Annotated in this window: 14 protein-coding genes; 7 read left to right on the forward strand and 7 right to left on the reverse strand. The window is 53.7% G+C overall.

The features are described 5' to 3' along the window. Positions 1-4 precede the first annotated feature (4 nt). The 7 genes from G549_RS0100110 to G549_RS18300 form a co-directional block, all read right to left on the reverse strand. Entirely contained in the window at positions 5-946 is a 942-nt protein-coding gene (locus G549_RS0100110; protein ID WP_036220660.1) for a Gfo/Idh/MocA family protein, read from the reverse strand. Then, positions 946-2,694 (reverse strand): L-arabinonate dehydratase, encoded by a 1,749-nt coding sequence (gene araD, locus G549_RS0100115; protein ID WP_027833316.1) that lies wholly within the window; start codon positions 2,692-2,694, stop codon positions 946-948. Before araD ends, G549_RS0100110 begins: the two co-directional genes overlap by 1 nt. Positions 2,695-2,707: 13 nt before the next feature. After that, positions 2,708-3,475 (reverse strand): FadR/GntR family transcriptional regulator, encoded by a 768-nt coding sequence (locus G549_RS0100120; RefSeq protein ID WP_051213025.1) that lies wholly within the window; start codon positions 3,473-3,475, stop codon positions 2,708-2,710. 41 nt (positions 3,476-3,516) lie between these two features. Next, entirely contained in the window at positions 3,517-4,485 is a 969-nt protein-coding gene (gene yjfF / locus G549_RS0100125) for a galactofuranose ABC transporter, permease protein YjfF (protein ID WP_027833318.1), read from the reverse strand. Between the two features lie 2 nt (positions 4,486-4,487). Beyond that, positions 4,488-5,531, reverse strand: coding sequence for an ABC transporter permease (locus G549_RS0100130; protein WP_343251103.1), 1,044 nt, complete (start codon positions 5,529-5,531; stop codon positions 4,488-4,490). After that, positions 5,515-7,041, reverse strand: a complete 1,527-nt coding sequence (locus tag G549_RS0100135) for a sugar ABC transporter ATP-binding protein (RefSeq protein ID WP_084633777.1) — start codon at positions 7,039-7,041, stop codon at positions 5,515-5,517. The genes G549_RS0100130 and G549_RS0100135 overlap by 17 nt, the downstream gene beginning before the upstream one ends. A 104-nt stretch (positions 7,042-7,145) precedes the next feature. After that, positions 7,146-8,057: an ABC transporter substrate-binding protein gene (locus G549_RS18300; protein ID WP_036221053.1), complete on the reverse strand. Its 912-nt coding sequence runs from the start codon at positions 8,055-8,057 to the stop codon at positions 7,146-7,148. Positions 8,058-8,319: 262 nt separating this feature from the next. Between G549_RS18300 and G549_RS0100145 the strand changes: the two genes are divergently transcribed. From G549_RS0100145 to G549_RS0100180, 7 genes are all read left to right on the forward strand, one after another. Then, on the forward strand, positions 8,320-9,837 hold the full coding sequence (locus G549_RS0100145) for an aldehyde dehydrogenase (NADP(+)) (protein WP_027833321.1): 1,518 nt from the start codon (positions 8,320-8,322) through the stop codon (positions 9,835-9,837). Positions 9,838-10,334: 497 nt separating this feature from the next. After that, on the forward strand, positions 10,335-11,258 hold the full coding sequence (locus G549_RS0100155; RefSeq protein WP_027833322.1) for an ArsR/SmtB family transcription factor: 924 nt from the start codon (positions 10,335-10,337) through the stop codon (positions 11,256-11,258). Positions 11,259-11,347: 89 nt separating this feature from the next. Continuing rightward, positions 11,348-12,856: an arabinosylfuranosidase ArfA gene (gene arfA / locus G549_RS0100160; RefSeq protein ID WP_027833323.1), complete on the forward strand. Its 1,509-nt coding sequence runs from the start codon at positions 11,348-11,350 to the stop codon at positions 12,854-12,856. 105 nt (positions 12,857-12,961) lie between these two features. Continuing rightward, positions 12,962-14,221: an extracellular solute-binding protein gene (locus tag G549_RS0100165; protein WP_027833324.1), complete on the forward strand. Its 1,260-nt coding sequence runs from the start codon at positions 12,962-12,964 to the stop codon at positions 14,219-14,221. 84 nt (positions 14,222-14,305) lie between these two features. Next, a complete protein-coding gene (locus G549_RS0100170; RefSeq protein ID WP_027833325.1) occupies positions 14,306-15,187 on the forward strand; it encodes a carbohydrate ABC transporter permease in 882 nt (293 codons plus the stop codon). Continuing rightward, positions 15,184-16,026, forward strand: coding sequence for a carbohydrate ABC transporter permease (locus tag G549_RS0100175; protein WP_027833326.1), 843 nt, complete (start codon positions 15,184-15,186; stop codon positions 16,024-16,026). The genes G549_RS0100170 and G549_RS0100175 overlap by 4 nt, the downstream gene beginning before the upstream one ends. A 33-nt stretch (positions 16,027-16,059) precedes the next feature. Continuing rightward, positions 16,060-17,130, forward strand: a complete 1,071-nt coding sequence (locus tag G549_RS0100180) for an ABC transporter ATP-binding protein (protein WP_027833327.1) — start codon at positions 16,060-16,062, stop codon at positions 17,128-17,130. The last annotated feature ends 82 nt before the right edge of the window (positions 17,131-17,212 follow it).

Genomic DNA, 17,212 nt, shown 5'->3' on the forward strand with positions numbered 1-17,212 from the left:
GCCCTCACCACTCGAAAGCAGGTTTGGTGCGACGCTCGCCAATGGCAAACGCATCTGCCACCAAATACATGGGCCGCAGGTCCATTTCGCTTTCACCTTTGGCCACTAGGTCGTTCATCCGGGCGTAAAGCCGCGGATATTCGCCCTGCAAAGCCACGGCATCTTCCGCGCTTTTGATTTCCTCACCGTCAATCAGCATGCGCGCGCCGCCATTTTCCAATGTCAGTACGCCGGCATCGGTCTCCACAAAGATGGACCAGATCGGATCGCCCTGCTGCAGCCAGTCCAGTTCAGCGAAAGAACCACTCGCGCCGGGATAGTGGAAGGCCAATTGTGCAGCGATCGGGGTCTGCCGGTTTTCAGGAAAATCGAGCGTCGCACTGGTAATGTGCAAGGGTTTTGGCAGGATTTTTGTCAGAATCGACAGGCCGTTAATGCCGGGATCAAAGACTCCCATACCGCCGGGATCAAAAACCCAGTCCTGTCCCGGATGCCAATAGCGTACATCCTCTTTCCATTGCATCTCAACTCGGTGCACCTGTTTGTCGCTCAACCAGTCACGGGCGGTATCCACCATGGCTGCCTCGCGCGAATGCCAGGTGGCGTAAATGCTGCGCCCGGCCTTTTCGGCCATGCGCTCCAGCACATGACATTCCGAAAGCGTCGCACCGGGCGGCTTTTCCAGCATGACGTGGCGATTGGCGTTCAGTGCCGCTGCCGCATAAGCAAAGCGCGGTGCTGGCGGCACGCAAAGTGAAATCACGTCAATGTCCGGCCGCGCAGCCAACATGGTTTCAATATCTTCGAATGCTTCAATGCCATCCACTTGAGCATGGCGCGACACGGTAGCTACCAACTCCCAGTCTTTAGAAGCATTAAGCGAGGGTATATGCTGATCGCGGGCGATCTTGCCAATGCCCACCAAAGCCAGTTTACGTGGTTCCATCAGTGCGAGTCCTTTGGCACCGGATTGCCCCGGCAGCCTTTCAGAAAATCATAGTCTGCACCGCTGTCTGCGCCTTCAACATGCTGGTGATGCAATTGAGCAAAGCCACTTGGCGGTGCCTCAATGGAGGGCGCCCACGCCGCAAGGCGACGCGCCAGCTCCTCTTCAGAAATGTCCAGATGCAGGCGACGCCCCGGCACATCTACTTCGATCATGTCGCCCGTCTGCACCACTGCCAATGGCCCACCAATGGCAGCCTCGGGCGAAGTGTGCAGAATAATGGTGCCATAGGCCGTGCCGGACATGCGTGCATCTGAAATACGCACCATGTCCGTGATGCCCTTTTTCAAAATTTTGGGCGGCAGGCCCATATTGCCCACTTCCGCCATGCCCGGATAACCTTTCGGGCCACAGTTTTTGAGGACCATGATGCAGGTTTCATCAATATCCAGATCATCATCGTTGATCTTCGCCTTGTAGTCGTCAATATCTTCGAAAACGACCGCCCGGCCCCGGTGCACCATCAAATCAGGCGACGCGGCAGATGGTTTTAACACCGCCCCATTGGGCGCCAGATTGCCTCTCAGCACCGCAATACCGCCCTGGTCGGCCAGCGCCTTTTCCACGGGCAAAATCACGTCGTCATTATAATTGACCGCGTCCTTCACTTCATTCCAGATCACCTCACCAGACACTGTGAGCGCATCCTTGTGCAATTTGCCGGATTCCCCCAGATGTTTAATGACCACGGGCAACCCGCCGGCATAGAAGAACTCTTCCATCAAATATTTGCCCGACGGCATCAAATTCACAATGGTTGGAATATCGCGCCCCAGCTGATCCCAATCGTCAAGGGTCAAGTCGATCCCCACTCGCCCGGCGATCGCCAGCAGGTGAATCACAGCGTTGGTCGAGCCGCCAATGGCGCCATTGACGCGGATAGCATTTTCAAAAGCTTCACGCGTCATAATGTCAGAGGGCTTTAGATCATCTTTGACCATCTGTACAATCCGCCGACCGGACATTTGCGCCATTACACGACGACGGCTGTCCACCGCAGGAATGGCCGCATTGCCGGACATGGCCATACCGAGTGCTTCGGCAATTGAGGCCATGGTCGAGGCGGTGCCCATTGTATTGCATGTGCCGGTAGAGCGAGACATGGCAGCCTCTGCTTCTACAAAATCATCGCCGGTCATGTCTCCAGCTTTGATGGCCTCAGAAAACTTCCAAAGATGGGTGCCCGAGCCTATGCGTTCCCCCCGGAACCATCCATTCAACATGGGTCCCCCGGAGACAGCGATTGAAGGAATGTCAGTTGATGCTGCGCCCATCAGCAGGCTGGGGGTGGTCTTGTCACAGCCCACCAGCAACACCGCCCCATCCAATGGTTGGGCCCTAATCGTTTCTTCCACGGCCATAGCCGCAAGATTACGGAACATCATGGCTGTGGGCCGGAATGTGTTTTCCGACGCGGAGAATACAGGCACTTCCAGTGGGAAACCGCCCGCCTCCCAAACACCGGCCTTCACTTTTTCTGCCAGTTCACGCAAATGGCCGTTACATGGGGTCAGGTCCGACCAGGTGTTCAAAATGCCGATAACCGGTCGCCCGTCGAACTCGTCATGCGGATAGCCCTGGTTTTTCAACCAGCCGCGGTGATAAATCGCATCCCGCGAGGTGCCGCCATACCATTCTTGTGACCGTAATTTGCGTGGCCATTTTGCCGGTTGAAACTGATTACCCATAGATATACTTGCCTTATCGGCTTCCTTTCACGTGTTGGCCGAGTACCTCACTCGCGTCCTCGATTGAGTCATCCAGCAGCCGCTCCATGCGCAGCCGCGCCAGATCCGCATCCTGCGCCCGGATGGCCTCCAGCACATCACCGTGCTGCACCAGACGTTCCTGTTTGAATACGGAGACTTCCGCCCCGCGCCAGCTCACCTCAAAGGTGCTGATCATCGCGGCGTGAATTAGAGAACTGAACGCCCCGATAAAATGGTTATGGGTGGCGTTTAATATGGCAACATGAAACCGAAGGTCCGCTTCAACCAGCTCAGCTTCATAAGTCGAAGTGGCCTGCATTTGCTTATAGGCATCTTCGATTTTTTGCAGTTCCGCCTCGGTACGGGCGGTTGCCGCCATGGCGGCGGCCCCCGGCTCCAGCATGCGGCGCAAGGCATAAAGGTCCTTGGCGACACCTGCGAGGGGCCGGGTTTGCAAATGCCAGGTCAAAACGTCTGCATCGAGCATGTTCCAGTCGCTCGAAGGGCGTACGCTTGTGCCCACTTTCGGGCGGGCAATAATCATGCCCTTGGCGGTTAGCTTGCTATAGGCCTCGCGCAGCGCTGTGCGCGACACGCCATAGCGTTTCAGCATTGTCGCCTCGTCCGGCAAGCGATCGCCAGGCGCATGTCGACCATCGACAATCTCGCGTCCCAAACGGTGGACAATATTATCGCCCGCGGAAATGGAATGAGATATCGACATCATATAGTCGACGGCCGAACTGCGTGAAGACGTCATAGGTTTTACTCCTGCGACCAAACGTTGGTGGGTTTTATCATTTACTCTTTCGTGCCTCCTTTAAGGTCGAAAGAGCCGACCAGCACGCGATGCATCACAATAAACAGGAACAAGAGAGCCCCATTGCTTATCATGATCCAGGCGCTGTTGAGCGAACCGTTGAAAATAATCAAGGTAGAGATCAACCCTAGGATCATACCGCCAAAAAGCGTGCCCGCAACCATTCCAACGCCACCGCTGAGCAAGGTGCCCCCGAGGACCACCGCCGCGATGGCGGTCAATTCCAGGGTGCTGCCCGCAAGCGGGTAGCCAGAGGAGGTGTAAAGCGCGTAAACGACGCCCGCCAATGCACTGAAAAAACCAGCCAATGCATAGATTTTCACCGTGGTTGTGCGGATATTGACGCCCATCAGCCGCGCGGATTCGGCGTCGCCACCCATGGCATAGACGTGATTGCCGAATCTGGTGAAGTGGGCAATGAAAATGCCAAGCGCCAACGCCACCAACATCACAAGGGCTGAACTGCGCAATACACCGCGCCCGGGCAGATCCACTTTGATGGAAGAGTAGAATTGTACAAACTCATGCTGAATCGGCACAGAATCGAGCGTGACCATAAAACAAAGGCCGCGCAGTAAAAACAGGCCCGCCAGCGTGACGATGAAGGGCTGGATCTTACAAAAATCGATGATAAACCCTTGCGCGGCGCCAAAAGCGACACCAAAGAACAGCATGAAGATGGCGGTCGCCAGCGGATGCCAACCCATGCTGTCGAGCACGGCCATGCAGACGCCCACAAAGCCGATCATGGACCCAACGGACAAATCAATGCCGCCGGAAAGGATCACAAAGGTCGCCCCAATGGCCGCGATAATGATGAATGAATTGTCGGCCAGAATATTGCCCAGCACCATCGTCGACAAGAAGTTGCGATACATGGAGCCGCCAATCACGAACAGGGCGACAAAAACGACGATCGTAGCGATTAGCGGTAGATATTTCTTATTCAGTGTCATTTTACATCTCGCTTGAACATTAGGCCAAAGGTTGCACGGGCGTTCTCTGACTGCAGGAACAGCACGAACAGAACCACCAGAGCTTTAATGATCAAATTATATTCCGGTGGCAGACCGGAGATGAGGATTGAGGTGGTGAGCGCCTGGATCACCAGTGCTCCGATCACAGTCATCCCCAAATAGATCCGACCACCTGAGAGTGAAGCGCCGCCAATCACCACGGCAAGGATCGCGTCCAGCTCGCTGAACATGGCGATGCTGACCGGGTCTGACGTGTGGGTATCTGCTGTCATAATCACCCCGGCAAAGGCGGCCGTGAAGCCACAAACAACATAGGCTGCAAAGGTTATGAGGCGCGAGTTTACACCTGCCAGTGCTGACGCCGCAGCATTGCCCCCCACTGCCTCAATAAAGAGGCCAAGTGCGGTGCGGCGTATTAATAGCCAGAGACCGAAAAACACTGCTGCCGCCGCAAATAATCGGGTGGGAATATAAAGAACACTCCCGGTGCTCATGCCCTGCAACAACTCACTTTCAAAGCTTGGGTTGATGCCGCCATAAAGCGAATTGATCAGCAGACCGATGCCACGGCCGGCCACCATCAAAATCAAGGTGGCGATAATGGGCTGAATGCCAAGACCGGCCACCAGCATGCCATTCCACATACCGCAGATCACACCGGCCAAAAGCGCATAGAAGAATACCAGCAAATGCGGGTCACCGGCGTTGATGCGCCAAGCGATAACCGCGCCGCAAATGGCGACAATGGAGCCGACGGACAAATCGATGCCCCGGCTGCCGATAACAATCGCCATACCAAGGGCAATCAGCGCGGTGGGCACCGCCCGGTACAGAATATCGATCACATTGCCAAACAAACGACCTTCAACGATGCGGATTTCGAAAAATCCGGGCATAATGATCGCATCAATAATCAAAATGATGGCTAGCGCCATAAGTGGCCAGACGGCTCGGCTATGGCGTATTTTGGCGAACCAGTTGGTGGTGCCGCCCATATTTATATCAGGAATCTGCGACATCTTCCCCCGCAATCGTCTCGATGATGGCGTCACGCGTTACATCTTGCCCAACCAATTCGCCGACCTTGGAACGGTCCCGCAAAATGACTACGCGATCTGCAACAGCGACAATCTCGTTAATCTCAGATGAAGCAACCAAAAGCGCCAATCCCTCTTCGCAAAGCTTTCGGATCAACACGATAATTTCGGCGTGGGCCCCCACATCAATCCCGCGTGTGGGCTCATCAAGCAGCATCACATCCGGCTTGGACGCCAAAGCGCGGGCCAGCACCACTTTTTGCTGATTGCCACCGGAAAGTTGCCGCACCTGCTTTTCAGCATCCGGTGTGGCGATATCCATCGCCTTAATCATTTCAGCGGCCAGTTTTTGCTGCTCTTTAAACGGCACTTTCCTCAACCAGCCTTTTTTGGCCTGCATAGACAGGACAATATTCTCGCGGATGGTCAATTCGCCCACTAGCCCTTCGGTCTTACGATCCTCAGGACAAAGCGCAATGCCGGTATTGATGGATTTGCGCGGTGTGTTGGGCAATTGCTGCTTGCCATTTACGGTCATTGTGCCGCTATCGTTTTTGATCGCGCCGAAAATCAGCTTGGTCAGTTCGGTTCGGCCGGAGCCAAGCAAACCAGCCAAGCCCACCACTTCACCCTTATGCAGGGAAATATCGCACGGTTGCAGGGTGCGGCGGCGGCCCAATCCTTCGGCGCGCACAATTTCCGCGCCGGGTTCTTTGCCTTCGCGTCGGGAAAAGGCGCTTTCCACCTCCCCCAACTCTTTGCCGATCATCATTGAAATCAGCTCACCGCGGGAGATATCATCAATGGGCTTAGTCCCCACCAATTGCCCATTACGCAACACCGAAATACGGTCGCTGATTTCAAATACCTGTTCCAGAAAATGGGTGATAAACACCACTGCGATGCCGCGCGATTTCAATTCGCGCACAATATCAAACAGCGCGCGCGTTTCCTGCGCGTCAAGGCTTGCCGTCGGCTCGTCCAACACGAGCACTTTGGTGTTATCGTTTAGAGCGCTGGCAATTGCGATCAACTGCTGAATGGCCACCGAAAAAGTGCCCACCGGTTGCTCCAGATCAATATCGAGATCGAGCCTTTTCAGTTTTTCGCGCGCATCCTGCCGCGCCTTTTTCCACGAAATCACGCCGAAACGACCCGTTTGGCTGGCCAGCGCCAGATTTTTGGTTACCGACATGGCCGAGACCAGATTGACTTCCTGGAATACGGTGCTGATCCCCAAATTGGCTGCTTCAGCGGTGGTGGAAAATTCAACGGGGGTGCCGTCGAGAATTATGTCGCCCCGGTCGCGGGAAATCGCGCCGGTCAAAACTTTCACAAGAGTGGATTTTCCAGCGCCGTTCTCTCCCAACAGCGCGTGTACCTCTCCTGGTCGCAAGGTCAGGTCAACATCGTCGAGCGCGACAACGCCGGGGAAGCTCTTGCATATCCCCTTCATCTCGACAGGTTGCCTCAATTTGTTTTGTGTGGTCATGAGCTACTTCTTGGTCACCATTGCAGATCAGATTTCCCTTTGCTGGCGAGCACCCCGCCAGAAGGCGGGATGCTGCTAGTTAGGAAAAATGCACTGCTGTCGATTTACTGGGTGTGCAGATCGCTTGGAATAACGATCCACTTGTCGAGCTCTTTTGGCTCTTCAAGATAATCCAGAATGACAGGGTAGATGAATTTGCCAACTGCTGAGCGCAGTTCAACAGACGCATTGGCATCACCAGCTTCAAGCGCGTCTTCGATGGCAGGCACATAGTCCACAGACACCATCAACACGTCTTCACCTGGCTTCAGACCAGCTTCTTTCATCGCCTGAATGGCACCCAACTGCATGTTGTCATTATGCGCGAATGATGCACAAATGCCTTCAAGATTGTTGGTTGATTTGATGAATGCTTCCATCACCTTTTTGCCGCCTTCAGTGGTGAAGTCACCAGACTGTGTGGCCACAATTTCCATGGCTGGGAACTGATCAATCACAGCTTCAAAGCCGCCCTTACGCTCAATGGCTGGGGCAGAACCTGTTGTGCCTTGCAGCTCAACAATTTTACAGGTGCCAACAGATTCGGCTGCCAACCAAGCACCGGCAAGCTTACCTTCAAGGTTAAAGTCGGCAGAAATGCGGGTCACATAGAGTGACTTGTCACTCACTTCCACATCACGGTCGACCAAGAAGACTGGAATCTCGGCATCTTTAGCTTCTTGAAGCACAGATTCCCAACCAGTCACCACAACCGGTGCGACCACGATGGCATCAACGCCCTGCGCGATGAATGCCCGAACAGCACGAAGCTGCTCTTCTTGTTTGCCTTGCGCATTGGCAAACTTCAGGTCAACGCCGTAATCTTCAGCGGTTTCTCGCATATTTTGAGAAAATGCTGGACGCCAATCCCCTTCAGAGCCGACCTGTGAAAAGCCAATAGTTTGCGCCAGAGCTGAACCTGACATGAGCAATGAAGCAGCCATAGCTGTACTGGCAAGAGTAGTTTTGAAAATCATAATTTACCTCCCTATGAATTCATCGACCCATCTCTCCCTGGGCCGATTGAATAAAAAGTACTATAGTATTATTATTTAATTTGGCAAGACGATTCCTCAGATATTTTTGAGGATAAAATTAAAAACGACAGGCGAGATAATCCAAACTAAATCAAAGGCATAGACAATTTTGGAGAGAAAATGTCAGACAATGTTCGAAAACTTTTTGAACATTTGAAATGCTGCAAAAGTTACAAAATTCACAAAAACCAAGGATCAAGAGATGACATTTGAACCCCACGGGAAAAACCTAATCGCTGGCGAATGGACAAGCGGCGATGAGCGTTTTACCAACGCGCCGGCGAGTGGCCAGGCCCATAATTTTACCGCTGGCACACCTGAGATGGTGAATGATGCTGTTGAAGCGGCAGAAGAAGCCTTTTGGTCATACGGCTACACCAGCCGGCAGGTGCGCGCAGATTTTCTCAAGTGCATTGCGGACGAGATTGAGGCGCGTGGCGAACAGATTACCCAGATAGGGACGCATGAGACCGGATTGCCCGCTGGCCGCCTTGAAGGCGAGCGCGGCCGCACCACCGGCCAGTTGCGTTTATTTGCCGATCATATTCTAAAAGGCGACTATCTGGATCTGAGGCATGACGAGGCCCTGCCCGACCGACAACCGCTGCCGCGCCCCGATTTGCGCATGATACAGCGCCCGATCGGCCCGGTCGCCGTATTTGGCGCTTCAAACTTCCCGCTCGCTTTCTCCACCGCCGGGGGCGACACCGCCTCTGCGTTGGCCGCGGGCTGTCCGGTTGTGGTCAAAGGCCATCCGGCCCACCCCGGTACTGGCGAAATCGTGGCCGAGGCCATTCACGCAGCCATTAAAAAGTGCGATCTGCATCCGGGTGTTTTTTCCATTGTTCAGGGCGGCAGCCATAAAGTAGGTGAAACACTGGTGACCCACCCGCTGATCAAGGCGGTTGGGTTTACCGGTTCGCTGGCAGGTGGCCGTGCTCTTTATGATCTTTGCGCAGCCCGCCCCGAGCCGATTCCCTTCTTCGGGGAACTGGGGTCCATCAATCCCATGTTCATCCTTGATCATGCCGCCAAAGAAAGGGCAGAAGAAATTGCCAAGGGCTGGGCAGGTTCATTGACCATGGGCGCCGGGCAATTCTGCACCAATCCAGGAATCAGCATTGTGGTGGATGGCCCAGCGGCAGACCAGTTTGTCGCTGCAACTAAAGATGCGCTTGGTGATGCTGATGCTCAAACCATGCTGACCGACGGTATTGCCAATGCCTATCGCACAGGACGCGACCGCGTGGCCAGCACCCAGGGTGTGCGCGAATTGTTGACCACAAGTTGCGATCTGCGCAATGCCACCCCCTATCTTTACGAGACGGATGGCGCCACCTGGCTTGCCAATAAAGAATTGGGCGAAGAGGTATTCGGGCCGCTTGGCATTGTTATTCGTGCGGCTGACGATGCGGAAATGCTGGCCATTGCCAAAAATCTTGAAGGGCAACTGACCTGTACACTGCATCTTGACGATGCGGATCATGCGCAGGCCGCAAGCCTGATGCCCGTCCTCGAACGCAAGGCCGGTCGATTGCTGGCAAATGGTTTCCCAACAGGCGTTGAGGTGTGCGATTCCATGGTGCATGGCGGCCCCTACCCAGCCTCAACCAATTTTGGTGCCACGTCGGTCGGCACTTTGGCCATCCGGCGCTTCCTGCGCCCAGTTTGCTACCAGAACATGCCGGAGGCAGTTCTGCCTGAAGACCTAAAAGCGTAATGAGCTTTATCAAACCTGGTTTGCTGGCAGGAATTGCCAGCAAACCGCCACCAAACTATTTGCGAACCATTCGGCAAGGCGAGCTCGGCTTTGTCGGGCGGATGTTAATTAAGATCAAGCAGAGCTGGAATCGACTTCAGAAGAGCGCGGCGTATGCTGACCGACAGCGCGCCAAGACTACCTATTTGCCAAAGACACAAAACGCCGCTTCTTGCCCCCTGCGTGTTCCTGGAGCTGTTGACCAAGGCAGTGGAGACATCAGCACAGGAGGCCGCAAGCTAGGCGGTGATGTTCGTCAACCTAGATCGCCTCAAGCCCGTCAAGGAGTTGAACGGACATGCCACAGGTGCGCGTGCTATGCGAGGTCGCCACGCGCCTTGATGAGCTTGCAAACGAAGGGGACATTTTCGCCGGCTTGGACGGCGATATCATTTGGACTTGTTTATACCCGATTTTTTGATATAAAAGATTGGTCGAATTCAAGAGAAATTGAAATTATGTCCAACCAATATCTAATCATCGATCCGCAAGAACAACTTGATGTAATTAAGGGGCTCGCCAGTGAAGTACGCGTGCGGATTATTCGCCTGCTTGAGGCAGAGGGCTCACTTAATGTGAACCAGATTTCAGAACGGTTGGGTCTGCCGCAATCCACCATTTCGTCTAATTTGCAAATCCTTGAAGATGTCAATCTTGTCACCACCAAGTCGGTCAAAGCCCGCAAGGGCAGCCAAAAGATCTGTAAATCCAATTTTTCCGAAATTCTTATTGCTTTCAGTGATTTACAGCAGGAAAAAGATGATGATGTCCTTGAGGTTTCCATGCCAATCGGACTTTACACCGGCAGCGATGTGTCGGCCCCCTGCGGGCTTTGCGCGCCCGATGGGGTTATTGGCCTTTTGGATGTGCCGGACACATTTCTTGAGCCCGACCGGATGAAAACCGGTCTTTTGTGGTTCACACGTGGCTATGTGGAATATCAATTTCCAAACAATATGAAATTGTCGGGTAAGCAGCCAAGCTCGGTAGAGTTTTCCATGGAACTGAGCTCTGAAGTGCCGGGTACAAGCGCTCATTGGCCATCAGATATCTCGATATGGGTCAACGGCGTGCATGTCGCCACATGGACATCTCCGGGAGATTTTGGCGACAAGCAAGGTGTCTTCACCCCTGACTGGTGGAAACTTAAGGGCTCCCAATATGGCAAGCTCAAGCATTGGCGGATCAATGGCACCGGCACCTATGTGGATGGCGTAAAGGTCTCAGATATAAAGATAAATGATCTTGACATCGATGCGCACCGCTCCATTCGCATGCGGATCGGCGTGCGTGAAGATGCCGATCATCCGGGCGGCATCAACATCTTTGGCCGCGGCTTCGGCAACTATGACCAGGACATAATTATGCGCCTGCGCGCTTAATAGAATGTTGACAACTCGCCTCACTTGAGAGACAGTATCGGAAAATTTGGTACAAACCGGATATTTCGATATAAAAGGGAGGCGGCCACATGAAGGCCAATGTCACAGCGCATTCGCGGTACATAATCGCAGATATCGACAAGCGGCTTTATGGGTCGTTTCTCGAGCATATGGGTCGGGCAGTTTACACCGGCATTTATGAACCTGATCATCCGGAAGCTGATGAGAGCGGGATGCGTCGTGATGTGCTGGAACTGGTTCGTGAACTGGACACGCCGATTTGCCGCTACCCTGGGGGCAATTTTGTTTCAGCCTATAATTGGGAAGATGGCATCGGGCCGAAGGACGAACGCCCTACCCGTCTGGACCTCGCCTGGCGCACCAGCGAATCTAACCATGTGGGCATTCATGAGTTTGCTGACTGGGCTGAAAAAGCAAATACAGAAATGATGCTTGCCGTAAATCTGGGCTCACGCGGTCTGGATGAAGCACGTGCTTTTCTTGAATATGTGAACCATCCCGGCGGCACCTATTGGTCGGATCTGCGCCGCAAAAACGGTCAGTCAGACCCATGGAATGTTAAGACCTGGTGTCTGGGCAACGAGATGGATGGCCCCTGGCAGGTTGGTCACAAGACTGCTGATGAATATGGTCATTTGGCCAATGAAGTGGCGAAGGCCATGCGCGGCTACCAAAGCGATCTGGAGTTGGTGGCCTGCGGTTCATCCGGACCAGGCATGTCTACTTTTCCGCAGTGGGAAGCCACAGTGCTTGAGCACACATATGAGAATGTGGATTTGATCTCATTGCATATGTATTTTGAGAACTATGAGAAAAACACGGCAGAATTCCTCGCACTGCCGGAAAAACTCGACAGATATATCGGCACAGTTTCGGGCGTTATCGACTTCATCAAGTCAAAAAAGCGCGCCAAGCATGATGTGAAAATCTCATTTGATGAGTGGAATGTCTGGTATCATGAGCGCAAGTCCGACATGGAAAAGCTTGCCGAGTGGGACTGGCCCTTTGCGCCGCACCTGCTTGAAGATGTCTATAATTTTGAAGATGTGCTGCAAGTGGGCTGCGCCATCAACACCTTCATCCGTCGCTCGGATGTGGTGCGGGTTGCCTGCATCGCACAACTGGTGAATGTAATTGCCCCCATCATGACCGCGCCCAATGGCGATGCCTGGCGCCAAACAATCTTTTATCCGTTCAAATTTGCCTCAGCCCACGGGCGTGGCACAGCGTTGCGGCTCGACGTGGATTGCCCGGGGTACAAGGCTGATGTGGCAGATCACGTGTCCTATCTCGATATTGCCGGCGTGCATGATTCAGATGCAGGCACGCTGACCTTCTTTGCCATCAACAGGAATGGTGAAGAGGCTTTGGAGGTAGATTTGTCCATTGAAGGGTTTGGCGAAATCAAAGCGGTAGAGCACACCTTGATCCGCCATGAGGATCTTGAAGCAACAAACACGCAGAACGCACCAAATAACGTTGCTCCGCAAAAAGGCGACGGCGCACGCGTGGACGATGGCAAGCTCGAGCTGAACTTGCCGCCATATTCATATTCGATGTTCCGGGTTCAGCTATGAGTTGAATACCGGGAAATTGGGTACACATCCGAGATCCGTAGGAGGGGTTTCCCAGATGTGTGTCATTTCAGGAAGGGTCGAGAACCGACCAAAAGGGAGGATTAAATGAGAAAGATTTTAGCTATTGCTGCCAGTGCGTTATTGGCGACATCAGCAGCACAAGCCGCAGAAACAGTGGTTTGGTGGGACTTTCTGGGCGGCGGTGACGGCGTTCGCATGAAGCAAATGATCGCCGATTTCAATGAAGGCCATGAGGGCGAAATTGAGATTGATGGCACCACACTCGATTGGGGCGTGCCATTTTACACCAAAGTACAAACTTCGGTTGCCGTAGGCGAAGCGCCTGACATTATGACCTACCACGCCAGTCGTATTCCGCTGGCCATCAAGCAAGGCCTGTTGCAGGAGATTACCGACGAAGACTGGCAGACCATGGGGCTCGGCGAGGAAGATTTCGCTGACTCAATCTGGGATGGTGTTTCAGCAGATGGCAAACAGTATGGCGTGCCACTGGATACGCACCCGATCGTGCTTTATTACAACAAGGATGTCTTGGCGGAAGCGGGCCTTTTGGACGAAAATGGTCAGCCAAAAGGTCTAGATTCTCGCGAAGGCTTCAACGCCACCTTGCAGGCATTGAAAGACGCCGAGTCGGTCAAATTCCCGCTGGCTTCGGTCACAGCGGACGGTAACTTCATGTTCCGCACCATTTACTCGCTGATGGGTCAGCAAGATGGTGAATTGATGACCGATGGCGAGTTCCTTGTTGGCGACAACGCAGAGAAGCTGGAAAACGCACTGAGCGTGCTGCAACAGTGGACCAATGAGGGTCTGCAATCCACATATACCGATTATCCGGCCACAGTAGCGCTGTTCACCAGCGGCGAAGCGGCCATGATGATCAATGGTGTGTGGGAAGTGCCCACCATGGTGGACCTGCACAAGGAAGGCAAATTGTTCGAATGGGGCGCTGTGGAATTGCCCGTGATCTTCGATCATCCTGCCACCTATTCAGACAGCCACGTTTTTGCCATCCCGAAAGGCAACGACATGTCTGAAGAAAAGCGTGCAGCCGTGCTTGAAGTGATGTCCTGGATGTCCAAGAACTCCTTGTTCTGGGCCACTGCGGGTCACATTCCGGCCAACAGCAACATCACTGCGATGGATGAATATAAGGCGATGGAACCAAATTCCACTTATTCTTCACTCACCGCAAACATGATCTATGACCCAAAAACACCGCTGGCTGGTGTTGCAGGTCCGATCTTTGATGTGATGTCCACCTACTTTGTGCCAACGCTCAATGGTGAAATGGATCCCGAAGAAGCGGTATCCGAAATCCAGTATGAGCTAAACGATATGTAAGCTGGACCTGAAGCTTAAATCCGTACCGGGGCGTTGTCTCTCCATTTGCCCCGGTACCACTTGGTTCACAGAAAGGATTAGGTTGTGCTGCGCAACGCCAAAAGAGAAACGCTGATCGCCTATATCCTGATCGCGCCCTTTGTCGCGATCTATGGCCTGATCTTCGTTTATCCGACTATTGATTTGTTTTTCCTATCGTTTCAGGACGCGCCGCTTATCGGCCCAGGCGAGTTTGCGGGCACGGAAAACTATGAACGGCTGCCACGCGATCGCCGTTTTGGCACTGCCTTTTGGAACACCGCTTACTTTGTCGCGCTCACGGTTATTCCTGGCACGCTGGTGGCGCTGGCCATCTCCATGGGCGTGACACGCCTTTCCGGTCGTGTGCAGGCGCTGGTGCTATCGCTTTTCTTTCTGCCCTATATTTTGCCGGTCTCTGTGGTTTTTCGCCTGTGGGACTGGACGCTGAATTTCCAGTTCGGCATTGCCATGCATTTACTGGATATTTTCGGGCTTGATCGTATTCCAATTTTCAAAACCACAACCTGGTTTATGCCTGCGGTTGCCTTTGTCACCATATGGTGGACTTGCGGCTTTTCCATCCTGCTGTTTCTGGCCGGCCTACGCGCAATTCCCAAAGAGATTTACGAGGCTGCGGCACTCGACAACACCTCGCGCTGGCGCATGTTCCGGCATGTCACCTGGCCCCTTCTCTGGCCGGTAACCGGGCTGGTGCTGACCATCCAACTGATTTTGCAGTTAAAGATTTTTGATCAGGTCTATCTGTTTAGCCAGGGCGGACGGCCAAACGACAATCTGGTGATGGTTTATTACATTTTCCAACGCGCCTTTGTGAACAATCAGGGCGGGCGCGCGGCCGCCATCGCAGTGGTGCTGTTCATAATGGTGATCATTATCTCAGTGCTCAATTTTCAACTCATGCGGTTTTCGGAGCGGCGCAAATGACCCCCACAACCATCAAACGCATCAATTGGGTCGGCGGCATATTTACGGTCTTCACCGTAATCTGTGCCATCTTGTGGGCCTTCCCCATTTATTGGGGCATCATCAGTTCGATTAAGCCAGAGGATGAAGTCATTCGGCCCTATATTGAATTGTGGCCAGAAACACTAACCTTCGAGCATTACTGGTTTGCCCTCACCGAAACGCAGATTGGCACCTGGTACATAAATTCCATCGTCACCGCAGTGGGTGTGACTGTATTGACCGTCTCGACCTCACTGTTTGCTGGCTATGCGATTTCGCAACTTCGCTTTCCGGGTCGCACAGCTTTGTGGTGGCTGATTTTGGCCAGCTTTATGGTGCCGACGCAGGTGCTGATTGTGAACCATTTTGTGTTGATGGCAGATCTGAAAATGCTGAACAGCTGGGCGGGAATTATCCTGCCTCAGCTCATCCATCCGGTTATTATCATTGTCTATAAGCAATTTTTCGATCAGGTGCCCAAGGATTTCCGCGAAGCGGCAGCCATGGATAATGCCAGCGAGTGGGATATTTTGTTCAAAATCTATATCCCGATGAATTGGGGCGTCACCACTGCCCTTTCTATCGTGATCTTTATCTGGGCATGGAATGCCTTTTTGTGGCCCTTCCTGGCGGTCACCAAAACCGAAATGATGACCATCACGGTCGGCATCACCCAGGTATTTGATGCTTTCGGCGTTTATTATGCGCGGCAATTGTCGGCGGCCGTACTGGCTGGCTTCCCTGTGGCGCTGGCTTATCTGTTGTTCCAGCGACGGGTGACACAAGCCATCACGCTGAGCGCAGGGATCAAGGGATGATGTGCACTCAATCTAAAGGACAAAGGGCGGGACATGTCTGAAATATCATTAAATAATGTATGCAAAAGCTTCGGTGGCGTTCAGGTGATCGACGGGATATCCCTCGATATTGAATCTGGTGAGCTGGTTGTCTTTCTCGGGCCTTCCGGCTCGGGTAAATCCACCCTGCTGCGTATGATTGCCGGGCTTGAAACCATCGATGAGGGCGAGTTGACCATTGGCGGCAAGCGTTCGGAACATCTTGCACCGGGTCAGCGCGATGTGGCCATGGTGTTCCAAAATTATGCGCTTTATCCGCATATGAGCGTTCGCGAAAATATGGCGTTCGGCCTCAAAAATATCCGCATGCCCAAGGACGAGATTGAACGCCGCGTCAATGACGCCGCGCGCATTCTGGAAATGGATGCGTTGCTGGACCGCCGGCCTGCGCAGCTGTCTGGGGGCCAGCGCCAGCGCGTGGCCATCGGTCGGGCCATTGTTAAGGAACCGGCCGCCTTTTTGTTTGACGAGCCCTTGTCCAATCTGGACGCGGCGCTACGCGTGCGCACCCGGGTGGAACTGGCAGAGCTGCACCAACGCATGCAATCCACGATGATTTACGTGACGCACGACCAGACAGAAGCCATGACACTTGCGGATCGGATCATCATTTTGAACGATTGCCAGATCGAACAGATTGGCACCCCCATGGATGTTTATCTTTATCCCAATTCCCGCTTTGTTGCCGGATTTGTGGGTAGCCCGGGGATGAATTTTCTCCAGGCCGAATTGAGCGGCACGGCGGGCAAGCAACAGGCAAAACTGGGCGACGGGTCGCAAATCGAGCTTTCGGTTGATCTGGGTCCGGGCGCCTACGAATTGGGCATTCGTCCGGAAGCGGTGCGGGTCAGCGCGACACCGGCAGCCACAACCGGCACAGCCACCGTGGTAGAACGGCTGGGCGAGCGCACGCTTGTGCATTTGCGTCTTGAAGATGGCACCGAACTCATCGCTCAGGATGGCGGACACTCCGAGGTAAAACCGGGTGACTTGGTTCACCTCACGTTCGACACCAGCCAGCTGCACCTGTTCGATGACAAAGGGCGCGCCCACCACGCGAAATAGGCGGCGCGCCTCCCTATTCTATTGCTCTTCGGGGCATTTACGGCACATACGCCCCTGCCCGCTTGTTTTGCGGGCTGCGGCT

The sequence above is a fragment of the Maritalea myrionectae DSM 19524 genome (assembly GCF_000423365.1).
Classification (GTDB): domain Bacteria; phylum Pseudomonadota; class Alphaproteobacteria; order Rhizobiales; family Devosiaceae; genus Maritalea; species Maritalea myrionectae.